This window comes from Bradyrhizobium sp. UFLA05-153 (genome assembly GCF_054185185.1).
Genome location: NZ_JBBIAM010000001.1, coordinates 23,701 through 47,310, shown reverse-complemented (window position 1 = coordinate 47,310; position 23,610 = coordinate 23,701). Strand labels below are relative to the sequence as shown.

Below are 23,610 nucleotides of genomic sequence, written 5' to 3'. Positions count from 1 at the left end.
CGCGGACAGCCGTGATTCTGATGTGGGCCGCTGCTTCCTCTGCTTCGCAGGGCCATCGCATATGGCAGGGGTTGCGAAAGTGCGCGGCCTTCATGGTTCGAGACGCGCCGTGCGCGGCGCTCCTCACCATGAGGGCCTGGATTTCGCCGCGAAACAAGGACGGAGTCCCCCAGGGGACATTCGGTTAGGCCCTTCTCTACATTTCAGAACTGTTGGCAACGCAAGTTGCGCCGGCCGGCGCCTTGTCGCCAGAGGTGGCATCGCCGCAAAGATCAGCGGCTAGAAGACCGTCGACGACCGGTCCGGGGATCCAATAGTCCCCTGCAAGCGGCCTGACACTTACGCCAGCAATTACCCCGCGCTGCAGACTTGGATCGAAGTAGCGCATCGTCCGCTCGTTCAGGTCAATGATGCGGCCGGGCGTTAGTGGTCCCACGTCATTTATTTTGACGATTGCTTTTTTACCTACCGCCTCAACGAGGGCATATTTCGGCCTCGCGCCAAATTGGACCCCACCGAATTTCTGACGCAAACTCGTCTTGATGGCAGCCGCCCAGACGGAGGGATCATAGCGCTCGCCGGAGGCTGTGTTCGGACCGCCCTCCCGCCATCCGGGCCGGAACGGATTGTACATGGATGCTGCGCCAATGATCGCATCCCCAGAAGCGGCATTGACGACGGCACTTGAATGAACTGCACCGATTTCACTTCGAGCAACGGTAACAGACATGGCAAGCGCAACTACGGCGCCGCAAATTGCGGCGCTCGAGTGGAACACCATCATAACTCCTCGACTGATTTTTTTTCGATTGTTCGGTTCCCGATGCCGCAAAAACACGGTCACGCGAAACGCGGAGGCGTTAAACGAGCTCGTGCCAATTTTTTGCGGATTCGTGCCAATCCTGGCGACGGAACCGTTGTGGGAACCAGGGTGGTTCTCACGCAGTGTTTTGCATCTCTCCGACTAAGACAGAGATTGCGTCAGCAGCATGACTGATTGGAGCTTCTTTGACAGTACGTGAGTAGGAGCAAGCGTTGGGATCAAAAGCGGCTCTGAAAGCGAGCGTGGACCCATGTCCGATGGACGTTTGAAATCCGACCTGACAATGCGCGTCAGCCTGTTCGGCTCGGGCTATTTCCGGACTCATGCATCGCAACAAGGAAGTTCTATTGGATCACTCCGGCGGCGCGAGCGAGCAGCTCAGGAGCTGGCGCAATGCCAAGCGCTTTCGCAGTTTTGAGATTGATGACTAACTCGTATTTCGTCGGCGCCTGCACCGGAAGGTCGGCCGGTCTTTCACCTTTGAGGACACGATCGACGTACCCAGCCGAGCGTCGGACTATGTCGGCAGTATTCGGTCCATAGGAGATCAGTGCCCCTTCCGCAGCGAACTGCCGGAAGCCGTATATCGCAGGAAGTCGCCGTCGTTCCGTCAATGTAATGACCGCCCGGCGGTGATTGTTGATGAATGCGTCCGGTGCGACGATCAGAGCGCCGCCAGGCTCGCGTGCGAGCGCCGTGATGGCTGCCTCGACCTCCGCCTCGTCGTGCACAGGAGATGCGGAGAGCTCGAGGGCGAGCGATGTGCGGGCCGCTTCGAGTTCGCGTAGGAATGCCGGGTAAAAAGGCGTCGTGTCGGGATTGAAGATGAGCGCTACATGTCTGACCCCGGGAGCAATTTCCTTAATCATCTCCATCCATTTCCCAATCAATAGGAAATCGATGAAGGTGAAGCCGGTGATGTTGCCGCCCGGCCGCGACAGGCTGGTCACGAAACCCTGTCCGACCGGATCGTTGACGAGGTTGAATACGATCGGAATGGTGCTGGTCGCCTCTTTCAATGCTGCGGTGATTGGCGTCCCGCTTCCGACGATGACGTCCGGCGCCGAATGCACCAGCTCCGTCGCGTAGGCTCGGATCCGGCCCAGATCTCCGCCGGTATATCGATGCTCAATTCGAATATTGCGATTCTCGATCCACCCGAGCGCCTCGAGCCCCTCCCGAAACGCAATGACGCGGGTCAGCACTTCGCTATCATTCTCGAGGTACGGATGGAGGAACGCAACGCGACGCATGCCCGTCGCCTGCTGCGTGCACGAGGCCAACGGCCAGCCAGCGGCCGCACCTACTAAAAGTGCAATGAACTTGCGTCGTCGCATTCGTCGCCCTTCAGGTCGAGCGACACGGTCTAGCATATGCTTCGAGCTCCAAGTGTAATGTGCGTCACAGCAAATATTCGCACTGATGTCGCAGATGGGTCAAAACGCGAGACACTCAATGCGAGCAACTCTAGTCCGCAATGCTCCAATATTTAGACCTCGACCGCTTTGCTTCACGAAGCGATCTCAATTCCTGGCCTGCTTGGCTCTGTGGCTCACGTCCCCTGAGCCTTGGTGGCTTGCTCACACGCTCTCCTGGACCCGCATGCCGGGGCTGTCCCCGGCGAGGTTCGCGAAGTCGATCTTTGACATCTCGACGATGGCTTTGGTGCGATTCGCAATGTCCAATTTGCGAAGGATCTCCGACACGTGCACCTTGACGGTCGTTTCGCATATACGCAGTTCGTATGCGATCTGCTTGTTCTGCAAGCCGCGGTGGATCAACTCGAGGACCCGCAATTGTTGCGGGGTCAGATCGTGCAGGCGCTTCAGGAACTCCTCGAGCGAATCCTTGGATCGATCTGGCTCCGCATTGTGCCGGTAGCAGTTTGGGAGATAAATCGAACCTCGCAGCACTTCGCCGATCGCGCGTACGAGTTCTTTCTTCGAAGTGGACTTGTGGATGTAACCTGATACGCCGAGAAAGAGCGCGCTTGCCACGATCAGCGAATCCTTGTGGCACGAAATGACGACGATTGGACTCCCCGGGAAGGCTTTACGGAGACGTAGAAGACCGGACAATCCTGTCGTTCCGGGTAAGGACAGGTCGAAAAGCGTAAGCTCAATTCCGCCACAAGACAGCACATCGAGCGCTTCGTCGATCGTTGCCGCCTCTATGATCTCAGCATCGGCTACGGCCTGGCGAATGCTATTGCCCACCGCCTCCCGAAACAGTGGATGATCGTCCACGACGAGAACTCTCATGTGCGTTGATCCTGCAAAGGCAGGACAAAATGCCGGCTGTGTGCAGTTCGGTTTTGATCTAGCTCAATTCGGTGTCGCAACGCCGCCGCGCGCAAAGAGCATCCGAGCCCTGGAGCTGTGCAGCAAGAAGGTCCTGTCGCCCAAGAAAGCGCATCCGGCTTGCGATACATCAAGTCAATCGCAGTTGGGTCGGCTAAGTGCATTCTCGTACCGAGTGGCCCGTGATCTGGCGTGAAATGCGCTGATCGACCCAGGTCTTCTGGGACAGGTCTGGCGCCGCAGGGCCTCGATAAGCTGGTTTTGCAGATTGATGGAGTGAACGGGCGACGAGTCCGACAGGTGAGAATCCTCGGAGAAGCAAATGCCGGCAGATGGAACTGGCCACCACGCAGATCGGGTCCACTCCGCGATCTCGTCGAATGGTGCTGCGAAATCCGCGCTGATTGCTTCATGGCAAAGGTCGGCATGTTTCCATAAGCTTGATCCGGACGAACGAACCCCGCCGAAGAGACTAACCGATTCCGAACTAAGGAAGGTCAGGCAAGAAATCGAGCCGCTCATCCACGTCGCGCAGCCAAGCCTCGACAGGCTCCACACTGCGGTTGGAGGGACAGGTTGCTGTGTGCTGCTTGCAGATCGGAGCGGCGTTCCCGTCGAGCGGCGCGGCGCGCCTGGCGACGATCCAACGTTTCTGGATTGGGGACTATGGCCTGGTGCAGTCTGGAGCGAAGACAGCGAGGGTACGAACGGCATCGGCACCTGTCTCGTCGAGCATCGCGCACTGACGATCCATCGTGACCAACATTTCTATTCGCGCAATGCTCGATTGAGCTGCACGACTGCCCCGCTTTACGACCATGAGGGGCATCTGGTGGGGGCACTCGATGTGTCGTCATGCAGGGCGGATTTCATCGAATGCTACGTCAATCTTCTCGCGGCGGCGGTGATCGACGCCGCAGCGCGGATTGAGGCCGAATGCTTCCGTTTGGCCTATTCTCGAGCGCGGATCCAGATCGTTCCGGTCCCCGACAAGATGGGGAAAGCCTTCATCGCCGTGGACGAAGACGATCTTGTCGTGGGGGCTAGCCGCGTGGCCCGCCAGGCGCTTGGCCTCTCCCACGCCTGTCTGCAGAATCCACTGCCCGCAGCGGAGATTCTGGGTATGTCAAAGCGGCTGTCCGAAGACCTTGCGACGGCCGAGCGTCGGGTGCTGCAACGCGCGCTGACGCGGGCGGAGGGCAATGTCAAAGCCGCAGCTGAAGCGCTTGGCGTAAGCCGGGCTACACTTTACCGAAAGCTGCGGCGATCGGGCCTTCGCCCCGCCCGTTGACTCTTTGCCCTCTCGAATGTCTCAGTCTTGAGACATATGGGATGGCAATCCGTTCCAGGGGGCTGGCACGACGATCCAATATCGACAAGCCTCTCCTCAAGCGCCGCATCAAGCGTCGCAGTTTGAGGAGGACGACCATGAACAAGGTGGAGTTTTCACGGACCGCGAAAGTTCCCTTTGAAACGCGCTACGGCAACTTCATTGGCGGCAAATGGGCCGAGCCGCGCTCCGGTAAGTATTTCGAAAACAGGTCGCCGGTGAATGGCCAATTGCTTTGCGAGATCGCCCGCTCAAATGAGCAGGATGTGGAAGCCGCGCTCGATGCCGCCCACGCTGCCAAGGATGCTTGGAAACGGACCAGCGCCGCGGAACGCGCGATCATTCTCAACAAGATCGCCGACCGTATGGAAGAAAATCTCGACCTCCTCGCTTTGGCGGAAACCTGGGACAACGGCAAGCCAATCCGCGAAACGACGGCGGCGGATCTGCCGCTCGCGATCGATCATTTCCGCTACTTCGCCGGTGCCATTCGCGGACAGGAAGGCAGCATTGCCGAGATCGATCATGATACGGTTGCCTACCATTTCCACGAACCGCTTGGGGTCGTCGGCCAGATCATCCCCTGGAACTTCCCGCTTCTGATGGCCTGCTGGAAGCTCGCGCCCGCCATCGCCGCTGGCAACTGCGTGGTGCTCAAGCCTGCCGAGCAGACGCCCGCTTCGATCCTGGTCTGGATCGGATTGGTCGGCGACCTGTTGCCGCCCGGCGTCCTCAACATCGTCAACGGCTTTGGCCTCGAGGCCGGCAAGCCTCTCGCCTCCAGCCCCCGCATCTCCAAGATCGCCTTCACCGGCGAGACCACGACGGGCCGGCTGATCATGCAATACGCCGCCCAGAACCTGATCCCGGTGACACTGGAGCTTGGCGGCAAGTCGCCCAACATCTTCTTCAAGGATGTAACCGCCGAGGACGACGACTTCTTCGACAAGGCGATCGAAGGCTTTGTGATGTTTGCCCTCAACCAGGGCGAGGTTTGCACCTGCCCGAGCCGGGCGCTCATCCATGAAGGAATCTACGACAAGTTCATGGAGCGTGCGCTGAGGCGTGTCGAGGCGATCGTTCAGGGTGACCCGCTCGACCCGGCCACGATGATCGGCGCGCAGGCGTCGAGCGAACAGCTCGAAAAGATCCTTTCCTATATCGACATCGGCCGCCAGGAGGGCGCAACGGTCCTGACGGGCGGCTCGCGCAACGAACTGCCGGGCGATCTGGCCCGCGGCTATTATGTCAAGCCGACCGTGTTCAAGGGCCACAACAAGATGCGGATCTTCCAGGAGGAGATTTTCGGACCGGTGGTGTCGGTGACGACCTTCAAGGACGACGAGGAGGCATTGTCGATCGCCAACGACACGCTCTATGGCCTCGGCGCCGGCATCTGGAGTCGTGATGCGAACCGGCTCTATCGCTTCGGTCGCGCGATTCAGGCCGGGCGCGTCTGGACCAACTGCTATCACGCCTACCCCGCACATGCGGCATTCGGCGGCTACAAGCAGTCCGGTATCGGTCGCGAAACCCACAAGATGATGCTGGATCACTATCAGCAGACGAAGAACATGCTGGTGAGTTACAGCCCCAAGAAGCTGGGCTTCTTCTGAGTTCTCCCAGACTTGCCGGCGCGGTCGTAGTAGTCCGCGTCGGTCATTTTTTCAGCCTCAGGGAGTGGTCTTTGGAGGACAAGGTTTCCGCAACGCCCGCAGCGCTCCAGCTGCTCGATGAAATCGTCAGGGAGCACGGCCCGGTCCTGTTTCATCAGTCGGGAGGTTGCTGCGATGGATCCTCGCCGATGTGTTATCCCCGGAACGAATTCATCATCGGGGACACCGACGTTTTGCTCGGACATATCGGTGGGGCACCTGTCTATATCAGCGCCCCGCAGTTCGAGGCGTGGAAGCATACCGACCTCATCATCGACGTCGTTCCCGGTCGGGGCGGAATGTTCTCCCTCGATAACGGCCGCGAGAAGCGGTTTCTGACGCGTTCGCGCGTGTGTTCGGCGAGCCGTAGTGCGGCACCATCATCATCGTGAGCCTGAGTGGCGCCCCTTCGGGGCGGAGTGGAGAGATTGCATGAGCGCATTACCGAGCCCGGAAGAACTAAGCTACGGAGTACCGGAAATTTGGGCGAAGCGGGCTCATGTGGACGCGGCAAAGTACCGTGAGATGTACGCCGTCTCGATTTCTGCTCCGGATCAATTCTGGGGATATCACGGGAGTCGGATCAACTGGATCACCCCCTTCACGAAGGTGAAGAATACCAGCTTCGATCCCGGCAAGGTCTCCATCAAGTGGTTCGAGGACGGTACCACCAACGTATCGATGAATTGCATCGACCGGCACCTTGCCGCGCGCGCCGACCAGATCGCGATCATCTGGGAGGGGGACGACCCGAACGAGTCGAAGCTCATCACGTACAAGGAGCTGCACGAACACGTCTGCCGTCTCGCCAATGTACTGAAGCGCAACGGCGTGGCGAAAGGCGATACGGTCACGATATACCTGCCCATGATTCCGGAAGCTGCCTTCGCCATGCTGGCCTGTGCCCGGATCGGCGCGATTCATTCCATCGTGTTTGGAGGTTTCTCGCCGGATGCGCTTGCCGGACGGATCGAAGGATGCCGCTCGAAAATCGTCATAACGGCAGACGAAGGTCTGCGCGGCGGACGAAAAGTTCCATTGAAGGCCAACGCCGATGCGGCGGTCGCGAAGTCGTCCAACATCGTTCAGACGATGATTGTGGTCAAACGTACCGGCAGCAAGGTCGATTGGGTCGATGGCCGTGATGTCTGGTATGAAGATGAGATGGCAAAGGCGTCGGCCGCATGCGAGCCGGCCGAAATGAACGCCGAGGATCCCCTGTTCATCCTCTACACGTCGGGATCCACCGGTGCGCCCAAAGGGGTGGTCCACACGACGGGCGGATATCTCGTCTACGCATCGATGACGCATCAATACGTGTTCGACTACCACGACGGCGACGTCTACTGGTGCACGGCGGATGTCGGTTGGGTCACGGGCCACAGCTACATCGTCTACGGCCCGCTGGCCAATGGCGCGACTACCCTGATGTTCGAGGGCGTCCCCAACTACCCGTCGACGTCGCGGTTTTGGGAGGTCATCGACAAATACAAGGTCAACATCTTCTATACCGCGCCGACAGCCATCCGCTCCCTGATGGCGGCTGGTGAAGAACCGGTCAAACGGACCAGCCGCACCTCGCTGCGCCTGCTCGGATCCGTCGGTGAGCCGATCAATCCTGAAGCGTGGGAGTGGTATCACCGCGTGGTGGGCGAGCAGCGTTGCCCGATCGTCGACACCTGGTGGCAGACCGAGACTGGCGGCATCATGATTACGCCGCTTCCCGGCGCAACCGCCCTGAAGCCCGGTTCGGCCGCGTCGCCGTTCTTTGGAATCGGACCGGAAGTCGTGGATGCCGCTGGCACGGTGCTGGAGGGGGCCTGCGAAGGAAACCTCGTCATTGCCGATTCATGGCCCGGCCAGATGCGTACCGTTTACGGCGATCACGAACGCTTCATGCAGACCTACTTCTCGACCTATCCGGGCAAGTATTTCACCGGAGATGGATGCCGGCGCGACAGCGATGGCTACTACTGGATCACCGGCCGGGTCGACGACGTCATCAACGTCTCAGGCCATCGCATGGGGACAGCCGAAGTGGAAAGCGCGTTGGTTGCTCACAAGGATGTCTCCGAAGCTGCCGTGGTCGGCTTTCCCCACGCCATCAAGGGACAGGGTATCTATGCCTACGTGACCCTGATGGCTGACAGCGAGCCCTCGCCGACGCTGCGCCAGGAACTGATCGCCTGGGTTCGCAAGGAAATCGGCCCGATCGCCGCCCCCGACATCATCCAGTTCGCGCCGGGGCTGCCAAAGACGCGCTCCGGAAAGATCATGCGGCGAATCCTGCGCAAGATCGCGGAGAACGAGTTTGGTGCGCTTGGCGATACGTCGACGCTGGCCGATCCCTCGGTGGTCCAGGATCTGATCAAGAATCGCTAGAACCAATTAACGCAGAGGAGCTTGGCCGATGAGACTGGTTCTGTTGGGCGCACCGGGCGCGGGTAAGGGCACGCAGGCCTCAAGAATCGCGAAACGCTTCGGTGTTCCGCAGTTGTCGACCGGGGACATGCTGCGTGAAGCGGCAACCGCGGGGACTTCGCTTGGCTTGCGCGCCCGGCACATCATGGACCGTGGGGAGCTTGTGCCGGATGAGGTCGTCATTGCGGTCGTTGCGGATCGAATTGACCACGCGGACGCCGCGAACGGGTTCGTGCTCGACGGCTTTCCCCGGACCGTGCCACAGGCCGAGGCCCTCGATCGGGAACTGGCGGCCAGAGGAATCGGACTCGACGCAGTTCTTGAACTCGAGGTCAACGAGGACGTGCTCCTCGTGCGCATCAAGGGTCGTGCCGCGGAAGCGGCAAGTCAAGGCCAGTCCGCGCGCAGCGACGATAATCCGGAGACCTTCAGGACGCGGCTGAAGGCATATCGTGCTCAAACCGCTCCCGTTGCCGAATACTATCGGTCGCGGGGACTCCTCGCAGCCGTCGACGGCTTGCAGCCGATTGACGCCGTGACCGAAGAATTGACGAAGGCCCTATCAGCGTTCACCTGATTTGGAGATAGTCAGATCCCACCGCAACAAGAAACCCGGTGCGGGATAGTGTCCGATTATCGGCAACAAGGGGTATTCATGCTTGGACCATGGCTCACGATCACATTGCTCGCGCTGGAATCGAGCGAGGTCATTGGCCTACGTGTCTCAAAGCTTGCTAATGGCGGTACCGACGCGCAGCATGAGGCTTATCTCATGGTTGGCGAAAAGATTGACGCTGTCGTTGATGTTGGCGTCAGGCTTTTGTGCGGAGCGACTGCCGTCAACGTGATCAATCGGTTTCGGGAGAAGGTGGCGGCAAATGCCAGGCGTCTTTCAAATGAGCGTCTGGCTGCGTCCGGTCACGGGCATGACGTAGCAGGGAGCGGCCTCTTGGCGTCGCGCTGAAGGTTGGCCTGGACCGAATGATCAGCCACTGCGATTATCTCACCGCGAGAAGGATCATGGAAAACAGCTTTACGGGTCCTCGCGAGATAGCTCAGTTGAATATTGAGCACTACAGCAGGCTCTTGCAGACCCCACTGGACGAAAGAACGCGCGGGACCGTCGAGCGGCTCCTTGCGGAGGAAAAATCCAAGCTGGCGAACCTCCCCAAGGCAAAGGCAACAGATCGATAAAGACGCTTGCCGCACGCGTTCCAGTAACCAAGCGAAAGCACCTGTTGGGCCAATCCAGACGTCGCCGGGAGGGCATCTCACCCGGATTGGCCGAATTTTGATCTGGATCATGGAGCCCGGTCCGTCAGCAGGACAATCTAGTCCCGCCCTCACTCGTAAGGGGGGCTGTCTCAACGGGAACTCCAGGGATCATTGCTGTGAGCAAGCTCGCAAGGATTGAACGCGATCCGAATTACCAGGAGCTCGTGCGCCGACGTTCGTCGCTGGGCTGGACGCTGTCGCTGATCATGCTTGTCATCTACTTCGGCTTTATTTTGCTGGTAGCCTACGCTCCCAAGTTTCTGGGCACCCCACTTGGCAGCGGCGTGACGACGATCGGCATTCCAATCGGATTGTCCGTCATCGTGCTCGCTTTCGTGCTGACGGGCATCTACGTGCGGCAGGCGAATTCCAGCTACGACGTACTCATTCGCAAGATCGTCGAGGAGAATCCCTCATGAAAAAGTTCTCCTGGTTGCTTGTGCTCCTGCTCGCGAGCATGCCCACGCTCGCACTTGCCGCAGGCGCCGTCGAGGGTGGCTCCAAGCAGGCGATCAACTGGTCGGCGATCGGTATGTTCGTCGGGTTCGTCGGCTTGACGCTCGTCATCACCTATTGGGCCGCAAAGCGGACCGCGTCGGCTGCAGACTTCTACTCGGCCGGCGGCGGAATCACCGGCTTCCAGAACGGGCTTGCGATCGCCGGCGACTACATGTCGGCGGCTTCGTTCCTCGGCATTTCCGGCCTCGTCTACACATCCGGCTACGACGGCTTGATCTACTCCGTCGGATGGCTCGTGGGTTGGCCGATCGTCACGTTTCTGATCGCCGAGCAGCTGCGCAATCTCGGGAAGTTCACCTTTGCCGACGTCACGTCGTTTCGGCTCGGGCAGACCGAAATCCGTATCCTGGCGGCCTGCGGCTCGCTGGTGACCGTTGCGTTCTACCTGATCGCGCAGATGGTCGGGGCAGGCAAGCTGATCCAGCTGCTGTTCGGCCTCGACTACTGGATCGCGGTCGTCCTGGTCGGCGGCCTGATGATGATCTACGTGACGTTCGGTGGAATGAAGGCAACGACCTGGGTGCAGATCATCAAGGCCGTGCTGCTGCTCTCGGGCGCAACGTTCATGGCCGGAGCCGTCCTCTACAAGTTCGGGTTCAGTCCGGAAGCCCTGTTCACCAAGGCAACCGAAGTGCATCCCAAGAAGCTCGCGATCATGGAGCCCGGCAGCCTCATTTCCAACCCGCTGTCGGCGATCTCGCTCGGCCTCGCGCTGATGTTCGGAACGGCCGGTCTGCCGCATATCCTGATGCGCTTCTTCACGGTGAAGGACGCCCAGGCTGCGCGCAAATCGGTGTTCTATGCCACGGGCTTTATCGGCTACTTCTACATCCTGACCTTCATCATCGGCTTTGGCGCGATCACGCTGGTTTCGACCGATCCGATGTTCCTGGACGGGGCCATTCTTGAACGGACCAAGAGCGGTATCGCGGCGATCAAGGGCGGCTCCAACATGGCCGCGATCCATCTCGCAAACGCCGTCGGCGGCAACCTGTTCCTTGGGTTCATTTCGGCCGTCGCCTTTGCCACCATCCTGGCGGTGGTGTCGGGATTAGCCCTGGCCGGTGCATCGTCCATCAGCCACGATCTCTACGGCATGGTCATCAAGGGCGGGAATGCCAACGAGCAGGATGAGATCCGCGTCTCGAAGATCGCAACACTGGTCCTCGGCGTGCTGGCGATCTTCCTCGGCATCGTGTTCGAGAACCAGAATGTCGCCTTCATGGTCGGCCTTGCCTTCGCCATCGCGGCTTCCTGCAACTTCCCCGTGCTGGTGATGTCGATCTTCTGGAGAGGCCTGACGACGCGGGGCGCGCTGATCGGCGGTTTCCTCGGTCTCATCAGTGCGGTCGTCGGCGTCGTGCTGTCGCCGGCCGTCTGGGAGGTAACGCTGGGTTTCGCCAAGGGATCGGCGCCGATCAAACTGGACAATCCGGCGCTGTTCTCGATGGCTATCGCCTTTGCCGGCATCTGGCTGTTCTCCACGCTGGACCGCAGCAAGCGTGCCGCTCTCGACCGCGACGGCTTTGATGCACAATATGTTCGGTCCCAGACCGGCATCGGAGCCGCCACCGCCACGACGCACTGAACGAGGTTCCCGGGCGGGCTCTTCGGCATCGGCCGGGTCACTGGACCGGCCGATGCCACGTTTCGAGGGTCAATCGCCGGGGCCTGGATCGTCCGTGTCTTCGGAAGGCCGAAATGCCCAAGGCATTCGACATCAACAATCCACCATTCGATCGCCTGACGCCGAACGAGGCCGAGACGCTGCGAGCGGCGCTCGACGTCGCGTACTTCCGTCCGGGCGAGGCAATCATCCGTAGGGACGCCCCCGCAGATGCCCTCTATGTCGTCATCAAAGGCACAGTCGAGGAGCGCGGTGAAGCCGATCTGCTCGCGCTGCTTGGTCCAAAGGACACCTTCGATAGCCGCGCACTCGTTCACGACCAGAACGGACACAAGTTTCTCGCCCGCGATGAAACGCTTTGCTATGTGATCCCCCGGAAAGTCGCCCTCAACCTGATCAGGGCCAATCCGCGATTTGCGGCATTCTTCTACCGCGAAATCTCTCAAAAGCTGGATGAGCTCGCCAACGACGAGGAAGCCAGACGTTACGGCTCGCTGATGCATGCCAAGGTTGGCGAGCTCTTCCTGCACCCTCCCTCGTTTATGGCTGCGACCGACACGATTGAAGCCGCCGGTCACCTGATGCGCGAGATCAACAGCAACGCGCTGTTCGTTCGCAATGGCGAGCGGATCGGCATTATCACGGGCATGAACCTGTCCAAAGCGGTGGTGTTGCGGCGTCTGCCGATCCAGACTCCGGTGGGCGAGCTCGCGAATTTCGACATCGTGTCGATCCGCCCCGACGATTTCGTCTCCTCGGCTCTCCTGCTCATGACGAAGCATAACAAGCGGCGGCTCGCCGTGCACGACGGTGAACGGTTTGTCGGCATTCTCGAGGAAATCGATCTCCTGGGCTTCCTGGCAGGCAGTGCTCAGGTCGTTGCCGGCCGCATCGATCGAGGCGCCAGCCTGCAGGATCTCGCGAGTGCTGCACGCGAGACCGAGGCGCAAACGCGGGTTCTGCGGCGGCAAGGCGTCAAGGTCGAGGTCATCGCGGAGATCGTCTCCGACCTCAACCGGCGCCTGCTGTCCAGACTGTTCGAGATGGTCGCGCCGGCAGAGCTGCGGACCAGCGGTTGCCTGATCGTGATGGGTAGCGAGGGCCGCGGCGAGCAGACCATGCGCACTGACCAGGACAACGGTCTCATCCTCGATGGTCCGGTTGAGAGCAACTCCCTGGAGTCTTTCCGGAACGAGTTCTCCGGCGCGCTAGGACGTTTCGGGTTTCCGCCCTGCCCCGGCAACATCATGGTGAGCAATCCGGCATGGTCGAAGCCGCTCACCGATTACCTGGCAGATTTCCGTCGCTGGATCGCGCTCCCCGACGAGGCCGCGCACATGAATGTGGCCATCGTCTACGATGCACAGGCGATCGCCGGCAACGCGTCATTGCTGGACAGGGCCAAGGCGACGCTGATCGAGCTGATCCGGGGTGAACAAGCGTTCCTGGCCCACTTTGCGCGCGCAATTGACGCCTTCGAAACGCCAATCGGCCTCTTCAACAACCTGATCACATCCGAGGGTAGCGGAGACGCACTCGACCTCAAGAAAGGCGGAATCTTTCCTATCGTGCACGGCGTTCGCAGCCTGGCGCTCGAACAGGGCCTGCGCGAGACGTCCACCGACAAGCGAATCTCCCGACTATGTGATCTGGGAGTGTTGCGAGCGGATTTTGGACGCGACCTGAAACAGGCCTTCCGGTTCCTGCTGATGCTCCGGCTCGACGGCCAACTGGCCGCATCCGGCGGCGCGTCGGGCACTCTGGTGAGACCCGCGCATTTGTCCAGCATGGAACGTCATCTGCTGCGCGATGCGCTCCAGGTCGTGAAGCAGTTTCGAGAAATTGTCCGTCATCGTTTCAAGCTGGGCATGTTCTAAAGATGTTGCCACGTGCGATCAAACGATTGCTCCATCAGGCGACCCTGAGCGATCAGTCGTATCGATTCATGTTCGATCGGGCTCCGGACGATGACTTTGTCGTCATAGATTGCGAGACCACGGGTCTCAACGTGCGGACGGACGACATCGTCACCATTGCGGCCATCAGGATCCGTGGCAATCGGATTCTGACCAGCGAGCATTTCGAAGCCGTCGTCCACCCGGACAGCGAGATGGGGGCCGAAGCAATCAAGATCCACCGATTGCGTCACTCCGATGTCGAGGCCGCGCCGATCGTCTGGAAAGTACTGCCGAGTTTTCTCCGGTTCATCGGGCCGCGCCCGCTCATCGGCTACTACGTCGACTTCGACATCGCCATGCTGGACAAATACATCCTTCCGCTGGTCGGGATCGAACTGCCGAACGAGCGGATTGAAATTTCACGACTTTACTACGAGCGCAAATACGGTGATGCGCCGCCCAACACCTCGATCGATCTCTCGTTCGCCGCGATCCTCCGCGACCTCAAAATTCCTCCGCTTGCACAGCACGATGCTTTTGACGACGCCTTGATGACCGCAATGATGTTCCTGCAGCTACGCGACCTCGCCGAGCGCGGCATACGGATCGAACGCCAACGCACCAGCCCCGTTTTCAATCCGATCGGAGCATAACCTGGGCCAAGCCTTCAGCTCGATCCGCGAAAGCGGACGGTTGCCGCTGCGCATCAGCATCTGTGATGCTCACGTGCACAGAAAGCTGCCGTAGCTGCCTGTGTGAAACACGAGCGGGACGTCGCACCGTTACCAAACAGGACCCCGGCCGTGTTTCGTCATGGTTTTTTGGGGCTGGTCGGCGCAACGCTGGGACGCGCGCGGCTCTGGCGCCTATCGCCGGGTTTCTTGACCGAGGCGGCAATCAATCCTTCTCGGATAGCCTGCTTCCGAGCCAGCTTGCGAGCACGACGAACGGCTTCGGACTTTTCGCGCGCCGCTCTTTCCGAGGGCTTCTCATAGAAGCTCGCCCGCTTCATTTCTCTGAACACGCCTTCGCGCTGCATCTTCCTTTTTAGAATTCGAAGTGCTTGTTCGATATTGTTGTCGCGAACGAAGACTTGCATTTCGTCATAGCTCCTTGTCGCTGCGTCCTCTGGGGGAAGGCGCAGCCCAGTCGCCTCGGCAATTTCTGCGGGAGATCAATCGTCAGTGGACGCGTCAGACCCTCAGGTTTTCTGCGCTGCTTTTGCCACGCCTGGGGTCGACCTTGACTTCGTAGGAGACCTTTTGGCCTTCTGCCAGGCCAGAAAGGCCCGCGCGTTGGACCGCGCTGATGTGAACGAAAATATCGTTGCCGCCATCATCCGGAGCGATAAATCCAAACCCCTTTTGACCATTAAACCACTTCACCGTACCCGTCGCCATATTATCACTTCCTTGTTCTTTGCTGGTGGATCTGCTCACTGTCCGAGGCAGGACCGCGACTTTTGCTCACCCTGCCACAGCCCAACGCCATGAGCGCCAACCAGACTCGCGGCTTCAACCATGGCCGAGCCGACTTCACTTCAGGAGATGTTATGGCGCGAGATGACTTTTGCCGTCGGTGCTTAAATGTACGCCTCGATCATCGCTGCGCTCTCTGTGAGAGCGCCTTCCGCTTTAGGGGGTCTTTCGCTTGCTCCAACGCCAAAGGTCTTAGTGAGGATTCGCCGCCGTTCGTCCGTGATGATCGGCAAGCCGACCCGATCCGCACCAACGGTCCCACAACGGGCGGCCGCTACGGGACCGTTGGAGCGATGCCTATCGGGTTGCCGATATGCCCTCCCATAAAAGGCGACAGAACCGAGGCTTGCAATTGTCCCTAAAGACAATTGCCCGCCAGAGACGGCCGTCCCAGTTGCTTCGGGCACGCAAGGTCAGAATGATTCGCGCCGGGGTGGGGAAAATCCAATAAGGGACCCAATGATTTCGCGGCCCCGGATCACAAAACAGCCGTCGATGCACGTCCCGACCACGCGTTTTGCGACGAATATCTCGAGCTCGTTCCGGTCGAACGCCGGAGTGGCACTCGATGCATGGCGAGGGTCGATCATTTCTGGTAAGTACATAAACGCCGGAACACTCAGGCATCTTCTTCGATGATCAGCAGCGGCGCGTCGGGCCTCCCATGATCACCTCGATGAAAACTGAATTCTTTTTCGGGTTCCTGATCGGCTTCGTGACCGGCGTGCTGCTCTGCGTCGGGGTCATGTTTCTGATAGAACCCCACCATTTCCCCTGAAAGGCGCATACCGGCAAACAGGATGTGCATCAGCGCACAAGCTGACGAAGATCGCGGCGTGCGACCGCCTGCGAAAGCGGGGGAAATATTCGACGAGCAAGGGAGCCTCCAAATGTACGCCAATATTCTCTTGAGCACGGATGGATCGGATGTCGCGAAAAAAGGCATTGAGCATGGGATTGGTTTGGCAAAGGCCTTGAACGCCAAAGTGACAGTCATCACCGTAACGGAACCGCTCCCGGTCGACTATGGCGGCGGACACGCCGGAGGGTGGATTCCCTCACAGGAAGAGTTTGATCGCTTTGACGCAGCCTGCAAGGAACGTGCGGGCAAAGTGCTCGATGAAGCTCGAGCTATGGCGGAGCGGATCGGGATATCCGTAGAACTCCTGCATGTTCCGAATGCGCACCCAGCTACTACGATTATCGAAACAGCAAAGTCTGGAGGCTGCGACCTAATCGTCATGGGCTCTCATGGGCGTCGCGGCCTCAGGAAGCTATTCCTGGGGAGCCAAACATCGGAGGTCCTGGCCGACGGAAGCGTGCCGGTGCTGGTCGTGCACTAAAGCGCGATGAGATTGGGATGAACCGTCATCGCGCCGCCCCGGAAAGCCGCTTCGCACTTGTCCGGATCATGCTTTGGCGGACACTGCGCGCTGGGTTCACGCGGGACGCCTGAGCGCAGGTGTCCTTCGGATTTGGGGCGCGGCCGGGCAGCGCCTGTCATCGGTAGCCCGCGACCGCTTTCGAACCCAAAACGGATGAAGCTTGCGGCGAGTTAATCTGCCTTACCAAGAAGATATTTGCAGCGGCGCGTGTTCTGCGGTTGTTGCACCGTGGTGTTTCCATCGAAGCGTAGCCTCCTCGCCGCACGAGGGGTCTTTAGTGGAGGAGACGCTCGGCCCGGAAGTCTCCCCGACCCTCCGGGCCGTTTTCTACTGCGCCTAGGATTTAGATCCATTCGCGCAAGGTCCATTCAGCACATCGTTAGCCTTGCCGCCCCCGTCCGCTCCTCTTCCGACAACAGACGTCGCAGCGTTCTGAGCGTGGTCAGCTAAGGCCAGAAACGGACGTCAACCGTTTCCGTCGAACCCAAAGATGCGCTTCCAGTCGTTCTTCATGCTGATAACGATCCAGCTCTTCTTCTTCGCTTCCTCATAGAGGTCTTGACTGAACGCGCCCACTTTGGTCTCGGGAAGTCCCTGTGCTGGTCCGTACGCGTACTCGCGTTGCGCGTCGTCGTGCATGACCAGCATCATCAGCCGCGCACCGTCGCCAACGCCCGTGTATTCAAGCATCTCCCGGTCGCCGTCCGAGTTTCCAAACGACGCTCGAGGCCGCCTGCCGATCATCAAATGGATGCCTTCGGGCTTCCCAGCCTTGTCGTCGTTCAGAAGCAACGTGGGCTCTTTGGTTAGGAACGGCGTGCCGTCCTTCTGGTATCCGAACTTCGTGCCAGCAGCCGTACCCACCACCTGCTCGGGCGGAATGCCGTAGACACGCTCGCTGTAAACACGCACAAAGTCCTGACCGCCGCCGGTCACGATGTAGGTCTTGAAGCCGTTACTGCGCAGATACTGCATCACTTCCAGCATGGGTTGGTAGATGAGGTCGGTGTAGGGTCGCTTCCAGCGTCCGTCCTTTGCGCTCGTCACCCATTTCTTTACGTCCACGTCGAAGTCGTCCACTGACATGCCGGTCAGCGTGGCGAAGAGGACTTTTTCGAGATCATGTAGCGAGAGCTTGGCGATTGCCTCGCGATTTCCCGACAGGACCGTCTTGAATGGCTCAACGTCTTTGAGCTTCGGGTCTTGTTCGACCAAGGCTGGCACCCTGTCCAAGCAGTAAACAACCTGCGAGTAGACCGGGTGCTCAACCCATAACGTGCCATCCTGGTCAAAGGTGGCGATACGCCCCTCGGGCGGCACGAATTTGGAACTGGCTTGATCGGTCGTGGAACGGACGAAATCAAGGATCGCTTTCTTGGCCGGCCCTTCGTTCCAAGAACCCAACGGTTCGTCCTGTGTCGACCGCATTTGTGCGGATGCAGAAAGGGAGAGACCGGACAGGGCCGGAACCATCGCAAATCCTGAAAGCAGCACGCGGCGATTGATGCCAGACAACGACTTGTTGGGCTTCATCTTGGACCTCCTGCGACTTGCCCGAAATAATCGAAGCGCCGCCCCCGCCGCGCCAAGAGACAGAATGACGCGATTGCGAATTGATCTAAATCAATGAATGTCGGCCTCGGGTCTTGGCAGACCTCGACCAACTTGCGGCCGCATGTCTGCTTACGACCGAAGCCGACGCGGATTGATGAACTCGAGTCTTGGGAAGCCGCGTGACCGCGGGCCGATGCTCAGGCGCCCGCTCTCGACTTGAGTCCGCCACTAGCGGCCCAGCGGTCCGGGTCGGGACTGTGCCCGATCAGGGCGAGGCCGTAGGCGATCGACTCGAACTGATCTCCCGACATCAGCCGTTCGTTGCCGAACCGCTCGGCGAACAACCGCCGGACGGCGGGCACGAAGGATGTCCCGCCGGTCAAGAACACCTTTTCCACCTCGCGCACCGTGATGCCGGCCTCGCCCAGCACCTTGTCGATGGTCGCGCTGAGCCGGGCGATATCGTCGGCAATCCAGGCTTCGAAGTTTTTCCGTGTGATGGTCGAGCCAATGTCGACCCCGCCGCGATTGAAGCGAAAATCGACCTGATCCTGGGCCGACAGCGCGACCTTGGCGTCGGACACCGCGCGGTACAGCGAAAAGCCGAGGTCGAGATCGACGATGGTGATGAAATCCTCGAGCAGAGCCGGCTTGAGCGCGGTGCGCGCAAGCTCCCGGAGCTCGCGCAGATCGCCGTTGCTCTTCATCATCGCGAGTTGATGCCAGCGCGCGAGGTTGGTGTAGTGGCCGCTGGGGATCGGCAGCACCTTGTCGAACGTGCGGAAGCTGGAGCCCTTGCCCAGCCGCGGCGAGACGACGTGGTCGACGATGCGGTAGTCGAACGTATCGCCCGCGATGCCGATGCCGGCGTGGCCGAGCGGCTCCGCCCGCAAGCTGCCCCCCGTTCGCGAGAAACGCATCACGGAGAAATCGCTCGTGCCGCCGCCGAAATCCGCAACCAATACGGCGGCATCGCGCTCCAGCCGACGGGCGAAGGAGAACGCCGCTCCCACAGGCTCGTAGACATAGCGCGCGTGGCCGGCGCCCAGGCGTTCGAACGCGGCCCGATAGCGCTGCATCGCCAGCGCTTCGTCGGGATTGCCCCCGGCAAAGCGCACAGGGCGGCCGACCGTGATGCTTGCAGCCTCGAAGCCGAATTTGTCTCCGCCATGGCGCGCCAGCGTTCGCAGGAACGCCGCGAGAATATCCTCGAACTTGTAGCGCTGCCGGAACACCTGGGTGGAATTGAAGCTGCTGCTGGCAGCGAAGGTCTTGAACGACTGGAGAAAGCGGTAGATGTGGCGTCCTTCGAGAAACTGCTCGATCGCCCACGGGCCGCCTTCAGCCTGGGCTCCGCTTCCCGGCCGGTCCTCCCAGAAGCACAGGGCCGACACAAAGACGCTGTGGCGTTGTCCGCCATGATCGAAGCGGATGGCCTCGACCCGGCGATCGTCCGTCGCGAGCGCGACGACCGTGTTGCTGGTCCCAAAATCGATGCCGATCGAGACGGCGGGCGAGGCGCTCGACATGAACCACTCTGACAGATGATTGGAAAAGGGGGCAGACCATTAGCGGCTTTGAATCGCCCTGCCAAGACCCCGATCAACTGAAATGCCGTCATCCGTCGGCCAAGACCAAGACTGCGCCATGGCGCGGCGAAATCACGTAGAGCTGGTCGGGAAAGACCATCGCGGTGGTGTGCGCCCCCTTCCCGGTCGTGGTCCGTAATCGCGCACCCGTCTTCGGATCGATCGTCTCGATCACACCGGGCTCGCCGATTGCCACATGGACACGGCCGGTCGCCGGGTTGAAGAAGGTCACGTCGGGCGGGCCTGCGATAGGCCAGGCGTTGGTCACCTTTCCAGACGTGATGTCGACCTCCACCAGCTCGCCGTCATCGCAGGCGGCGTAAAGCCGGCGGCTGATGTGATCGATATCGAGACCGTGTGCACCGCCTGATGGCAATGGGCAATGCACGACGTCGCCGAGATCGGGTAGCCGGGCCGTCAGGATCATCGAGGGCTCGCGGATGCAGAGAAACACCCGCTCGGCCGCGTCGTCGGTGACGCACCAGCGCGGCCGGCCGGGCAGATCGATCGCGCGCTGCGTCACCTCATTCAGATCGATGCATTGCAGCGTCGGTCCCCGCTGCGCATCGCCGATGCAGGCGCCGATGCCGATCCCCTTACGCCCAATGATCGCTGCGCCGTTCGGCCGCGGCCCCGACGGGAAGACGCCCTTGATCTCGTAGGTCGCAGCGTCCAGCCAGGAGATCGTGGCTGCGCCGCGGTTTGTGGTCAGGATCTCGCCGTCATCGGCGACCGCACCTGCCACCCCCGGAAAGCCCGGAAGCGTTGCGATGTGCGTGTGCGCGTCGTGATCGATCACCTCGATGCAATCGCGCGCGGTGTGGGCGATGAAGACGCGGCGGGTTCTGGGATCGAAGGCGGCGTGATCGAAGTCGCTGTTCAATCCGCCGGGGATGGCGATGACGCCAAGGGTTTTCAGCGGCACGGTGGCCTCACGAGTTAGCGAAAGGCAAACGGCAGCACCGAGACGATCAGCGACAATCCCGCGAACAGCAGCAGCACCAGCACCGTCTTGCGGAAGGTATCGTCGTCGATCTTTCCAAACAGCCTGAAGCCCGACCAAAGGCCTGCGACCATGAACGGCACGCCCAGCGCATAGAGCACAAGCGTATCCCTGGTAATGGTCCCGGCGGCGGCCTGAGACAGCGAGATCACCACGAAGGCCACGAACAGCACCGGCTGAAACACGGCACGCTGCACCTCCTTGGGCCAGCCGCGCCACTGGCAGGAGATCGTCGAGATGATACCGCCGAGCCCGGTCAGGCCGCCGAGCAGCCCGTTGGAGATGCCGATCGCGATGTCCGCCCCGGTGCCGATCTTCATCGGCGCGAACACCGGCCGCGTGAGGCCATAAATCGAATAGAGCATCAGCAGGACGCCGACGCCGGACCGCAGGTGGGCCGGGTTGAGATAGGCGAGGATGCTGACGCCGATCGGTATGCCGATGACGGTGCCGAGCGTTAGCGGCCAGGCTTTCCTGAGGTCGAGCACATGCCGCAGCTTGAAGATGCCGTAGCCTTGCGTGAGCAGGCCATAGCCCGCGATCAGCGTGGCGGTCTGCATCGGCGTGATGATGTGCAGCCAGACGCCGGATACGACGAGGCCCATGGCGAAGCCGGAGAAGCCACTGACGAAGCCGCCGACGAGCGCGGCAAGCGCAAACAGCGCGAAGACAAGTCCATCCATAAGTCGCCTCCCAACGCTGCTTCGAAATCTCTTGATCCAGACCATTCGGAGCCGCGCCGACAGCGTGACGCATCAATATTTCGGCCGGTGCGAATTGGCCCATTCGCCGGCGTGATCAATGGGAGCTCGAGGTGGTAGAATTGCCCGCAACTTCCTCGTTGTGGGCAGGCTTTCCATTCGCTCGCGCCACCGGCAAAAGGCGGGGAATTGCGGATACATCTTGCGGCCCTCCTCGGTCAGGCTAAACGCGAAGGTACTTGGCAGGATGAAGAAATCCGCAAGCGTGATCTCGGCACCGATCAGATAGTCCCGCCCATGCGATAGCTCGCGCTCCAGGACGGCAAGCCCAAGCTCGACTTTTGGCAGCGCATGCGCCACGACCTTTTCATCGGATGCGATGCCAAGCTCGGGAAAGACGAGCCGTTCATGCGTCACATGATAGATCATGTATGGGTAGTAGTAGGAGTTGACCGCGCTGATCCACTGGTTCATGCGGGCACGGTCACCGACGTCCTGCGGCGTCAGGCGTGGCCCGGAAAACGCCTCGTCTACATAGGAGGCAATCGCACTGGTCTCGTAGATCGTAAGACCGCCGTGCTGCAGGATCGGTACACGGTTGAACGGATGCAACGCCAGATGCTCCGGCTTGCCCATCACCGCTTCAAGGTCATGAAAGGAATACGGCACGTCCTTGTGCGTCAGCACAAGCCTAACGATGTTGACGTAAGTGCTTCGCGGGAAGCCATATACAATCGGATCGGGCATTGTAGTCTCACTCGATGGGCGGTTGATCGGACGTCACCACCAGAAGGGCTTGTCGGCCTCTTGCAGTGCTTGCTCGCGAGTCATGCCGATGTCCGAGAGCCGATGGGGATCATCAGCAAGATCGCGGAGCGCCTTGCGCTGTCTGTGTCGCGCCCGCATAAGGCAAATTCGACGCCAGGCCAGGCCGGCGCCGGTGCCCCACTTTTTCTGATGAAGTAACGAACCATGGCGATCCACACGAATGGTCGAGGTTGACATCGACAAGCTCCAAAACTCATGAAATGTTGATCTGGAGCCTTTCAATAATTCCGCCGGCAGGCTGACGGCAAACCATCCTTTCTCGTCCCTGCCCTAGCTTAGCTTATGAAGTTAGTCGCACGATGCGCCCGCGCCTGCCGCCCCTCAACAACCTGAAAGCGTTCGAAGCCGCCGCACGGCACGAAAGCTTCACGCGCGCTGCCGAGGAACTCTGTGTTACGCAGGGTGCGGTAAGCCAGCAGGTCAAGGCGCTCGAACAGGGGCTCGGGCTCAAGCTGTTCAATCGTGAACGCCAGCGTCTGGTCATCACGGAAGCGGGGCGCGACTATCTCACGGTCGTGCGCGACGCCCTGGACCGGATTGCAGTTGGCACCGAGCGACTTCTCCAACGTCAGAACGCCGGTGTTCTGACCGTCAGCACCTCGCCCGACTTCGCCGCCAAATGGCTCGTGCATCGTCTCGGTCATTTTGCCGAAGCGCACTCCGGCATCGATCTCCGCGTCTCGGCAACGCTGCATCATGTGGACTTCGCGCGCGAGGACGTCGACCTTGCCGTCCGGCACGGCGACGGCAACTGGCCGGGGTTCGATACCGTCCAGTTGAGCGGCGAGCGGCTTTTTGCAGTTTGCAGCCCGAAGCTGCTCTTGGGACGCCGCAGACTCAGAGAGCCCACGGACATCCTGAAGCTTCCTCTGATCCATCTGGACAGCCGGGCGGATTGGACGCATTGGCTGCGGGAGGCCGGAGTCGATGAGAGCGCGGTCACACATGGACCGCTTCTCAACCGAGCGAGCATGGTCATTGATGCCGCCATCAATGGGCAGGGCATTGCGCTGGCGCGAACGACCTTGGCCGCATGGGATCTGATCAACGGCCGGTTGATACGCCCCTTTCCGAATTCGCTTCCATTGTCGAAGACGTATTGGATTGTGTGCCCCAAAGCGACGTCGAACGTGCCGAAGATCGTGACGTTCCGAAACTGGCTTTTGGCGGAAGCGGCAGAGGATGCACGCCGCCTTAAATCGGCGCTTCGGCGATAAGGGGCGA

Annotated in this window: 24 protein-coding genes; 12 read left to right on the top strand and 12 right to left on the bottom strand. The window is 60.3% G+C overall.

Translation table 11 applies throughout. The annotated features are described in order from the left end of the window. Nucleotides 1-196: 196 nt before the first annotated feature. From Q2941_RS00225 to Q2941_RS00215, 3 genes are all read right to left on the bottom strand, one after another. The gene (locus Q2941_RS00225; RefSeq protein ID WP_458191174.1) at nucleotides 197-844 is read right to left on the bottom strand and encodes an RlpA-like double-psi beta-barrel domain-containing protein; all 648 of its coding nucleotides are present in this window, start codon (nucleotides 842-844) and stop codon (nucleotides 197-199) included. A gap of 323 nt (nucleotides 845-1,167) precedes the next feature. Beyond that, nucleotides 1,168-2,028, bottom strand: coding sequence for an ABC transporter substrate-binding protein (locus tag Q2941_RS00220; protein ID WP_254113257.1), 861 nt, complete (start codon nucleotides 2,026-2,028; stop codon nucleotides 1,168-1,170). Nucleotides 2,029-2,403: 375 nt separating this feature from the next. Next, complete coding sequence (locus Q2941_RS00215) at nucleotides 2,404-3,084, bottom strand: response regulator (protein ID WP_027521221.1); 681 nt, start codon at nucleotides 3,082-3,084, stop codon at nucleotides 2,404-2,406. Between the two features lie 361 nt (nucleotides 3,085-3,445). Here Q2941_RS00215 and Q2941_RS00210 point away from each other — a divergent pair, with 361 nt between their 5' ends. From Q2941_RS00210 to Q2941_RS00165, 10 genes are all read left to right on the top strand, one after another. Continuing rightward, nucleotides 3,446-4,414, top strand: a complete 969-nt coding sequence (locus Q2941_RS00210; protein WP_027521222.1) for a GAF domain-containing protein — start codon at nucleotides 3,446-3,448, stop codon at nucleotides 4,412-4,414. Between the two features lie 137 nt (nucleotides 4,415-4,551). Continuing rightward, nucleotides 4,552-6,069, top strand: coding sequence for an aldehyde dehydrogenase (gene adh, locus Q2941_RS00205; RefSeq protein ID WP_458191171.1), 1,518 nt, complete (start codon nucleotides 4,552-4,554; stop codon nucleotides 6,067-6,069). 71 nt (nucleotides 6,070-6,140) lie between these two features. Next, complete coding sequence (locus Q2941_RS00200; RefSeq protein WP_027521224.1) at nucleotides 6,141-6,500, top strand: DUF779 domain-containing protein; 360 nt, start codon at nucleotides 6,141-6,143, stop codon at nucleotides 6,498-6,500. 40 nt (nucleotides 6,501-6,540) lie between these two features. Then, entirely contained in the window at nucleotides 6,541-8,490 is a 1,950-nt protein-coding gene (gene acs, locus Q2941_RS00195; protein WP_458191321.1) for an acetate--CoA ligase, read from the top strand. 28 nt (nucleotides 8,491-8,518) lie between these two features. Beyond that, entirely contained in the window at nucleotides 8,519-9,106 is a 588-nt protein-coding gene (locus tag Q2941_RS00190) for an adenylate kinase (RefSeq protein WP_027521226.1), read from the top strand. A 48-nt stretch (nucleotides 9,107-9,154) separates the two neighbouring features. Then, nucleotides 9,155-9,493 carry a hypothetical protein gene (locus Q2941_RS00185; protein ID WP_198031692.1) on the top strand — a complete coding sequence of 113 codons (339 nt, stop codon included), beginning with the start codon at nucleotides 9,155-9,157 and terminating at the stop codon, nucleotides 9,491-9,493. 427 nt (nucleotides 9,494-9,920) lie between these two features. Beyond that, nucleotides 9,921-10,223: a DUF485 domain-containing protein gene (locus Q2941_RS00180; protein ID WP_027521228.1), complete on the top strand. Its 303-nt coding sequence runs from the start codon at nucleotides 9,921-9,923 to the stop codon at nucleotides 10,221-10,223. Beyond that, the gene (locus tag Q2941_RS00175; RefSeq protein ID WP_458191168.1) at nucleotides 10,220-11,911 is read left to right on the top strand and encodes a cation acetate symporter; all 1,692 of its coding nucleotides are present in this window, start codon (nucleotides 10,220-10,222) and stop codon (nucleotides 11,909-11,911) included. The genes Q2941_RS00180 and Q2941_RS00175 overlap by 4 nt, the downstream gene beginning before the upstream one ends. Nucleotides 11,912-12,024: 113 nt before the next feature. After that, nucleotides 12,025-13,827 (top strand): putative nucleotidyltransferase substrate binding domain-containing protein, encoded by a 1,803-nt coding sequence (locus Q2941_RS00170; RefSeq protein ID WP_254113260.1) that lies wholly within the window; start codon nucleotides 12,025-12,027, stop codon nucleotides 13,825-13,827. A 2-nt stretch (nucleotides 13,828-13,829) separates the two neighbouring features. Then, a complete protein-coding gene (locus Q2941_RS00165; RefSeq protein ID WP_027521231.1) occupies nucleotides 13,830-14,501 on the top strand; it encodes a 3'-5' exonuclease in 672 nt (223 codons plus the stop codon). 158 nt (nucleotides 14,502-14,659) lie between these two features. On the opposite strand, the gene rpsU is transcribed toward Q2941_RS00165, so the two are convergent. From rpsU to Q2941_RS00150, 3 genes are all read right to left on the bottom strand, one after another. Continuing rightward, nucleotides 14,660-14,947, bottom strand: a complete 288-nt coding sequence (gene rpsU / locus Q2941_RS00160; protein ID WP_084801323.1) for a 30S ribosomal protein S21 — start codon at nucleotides 14,945-14,947, stop codon at nucleotides 14,660-14,662. A 94-nt stretch (nucleotides 14,948-15,041) separates the two neighbouring features. Then, the gene (locus Q2941_RS00155) at nucleotides 15,042-15,248 is read right to left on the bottom strand and encodes a cold-shock protein (protein ID WP_027521232.1); all 207 of its coding nucleotides are present in this window, start codon (nucleotides 15,246-15,248) and stop codon (nucleotides 15,042-15,044) included. A 697-nt stretch (nucleotides 15,249-15,945) separates the two neighbouring features. Next, a complete protein-coding gene (locus Q2941_RS00150) occupies nucleotides 15,946-16,134 on the bottom strand; it encodes a hypothetical protein (RefSeq protein ID WP_156944081.1) in 189 nt (62 codons plus the stop codon). A gap of 82 nt (nucleotides 16,135-16,216) precedes the next feature. Here Q2941_RS00150 and Q2941_RS00145 point away from each other — a divergent pair, with 82 nt between their 5' ends. Beyond that, nucleotides 16,217-16,669: a universal stress protein gene (locus tag Q2941_RS00145; RefSeq protein ID WP_458191165.1), complete on the top strand. Its 453-nt coding sequence runs from the start codon at nucleotides 16,217-16,219 to the stop codon at nucleotides 16,667-16,669. Nucleotides 16,670-17,176: 507 nt separating this feature from the next. Here the strand turns inward: Q2941_RS00145 and Q2941_RS00140 are convergent. From Q2941_RS00140 to Q2941_RS00115, 6 genes are all read right to left on the bottom strand, one after another. Continuing rightward, nucleotides 17,177-18,244, bottom strand: coding sequence for an HAD family hydrolase (locus tag Q2941_RS00140; protein WP_458191163.1), 1,068 nt, complete (start codon nucleotides 18,242-18,244; stop codon nucleotides 17,177-17,179). A gap of 218 nt (nucleotides 18,245-18,462) precedes the next feature. Beyond that, nucleotides 18,463-19,794 (bottom strand): Hsp70 family protein, encoded by a 1,332-nt coding sequence (locus Q2941_RS00135; RefSeq protein WP_458191161.1) that lies wholly within the window; start codon nucleotides 19,792-19,794, stop codon nucleotides 18,463-18,465. An 88-nt stretch (nucleotides 19,795-19,882) separates the two neighbouring features. Next, on the bottom strand, nucleotides 19,883-20,779 hold the full coding sequence (locus Q2941_RS00130; RefSeq protein WP_027521236.1) for a YncE family protein: 897 nt from the start codon (nucleotides 20,777-20,779) through the stop codon (nucleotides 19,883-19,885). A 14-nt stretch (nucleotides 20,780-20,793) separates the two neighbouring features. Continuing rightward, nucleotides 20,794-21,540 carry a sulfite exporter TauE/SafE family protein gene (locus Q2941_RS00125; protein ID WP_458191159.1) on the bottom strand — a complete coding sequence of 249 codons (747 nt, stop codon included), beginning with the start codon at nucleotides 21,538-21,540 and terminating at the stop codon, nucleotides 20,794-20,796. 72 nt (nucleotides 21,541-21,612) lie between these two features. Further along, complete coding sequence (locus Q2941_RS00120) at nucleotides 21,613-22,305, bottom strand: glutathione S-transferase family protein (RefSeq protein WP_458191157.1); 693 nt, start codon at nucleotides 22,303-22,305, stop codon at nucleotides 21,613-21,615. Between the two features lie 33 nt (nucleotides 22,306-22,338). Beyond that, the gene (locus Q2941_RS00115; RefSeq protein ID WP_198031693.1) at nucleotides 22,339-22,563 is read right to left on the bottom strand and encodes a DUF1127 domain-containing protein; all 225 of its coding nucleotides are present in this window, start codon (nucleotides 22,561-22,563) and stop codon (nucleotides 22,339-22,341) included. Between the two features lie 122 nt (nucleotides 22,564-22,685). On the opposite strand from Q2941_RS00115, the gene Q2941_RS00110 reads away from it, so the two are divergent. Further along, nucleotides 22,686-23,603: a transcriptional regulator GcvA gene (locus Q2941_RS00110; protein WP_458191155.1), complete on the top strand. Its 918-nt coding sequence runs from the start codon at nucleotides 22,686-22,688 to the stop codon at nucleotides 23,601-23,603. Nucleotides 23,604-23,610 lie beyond the last annotated feature (7 nt).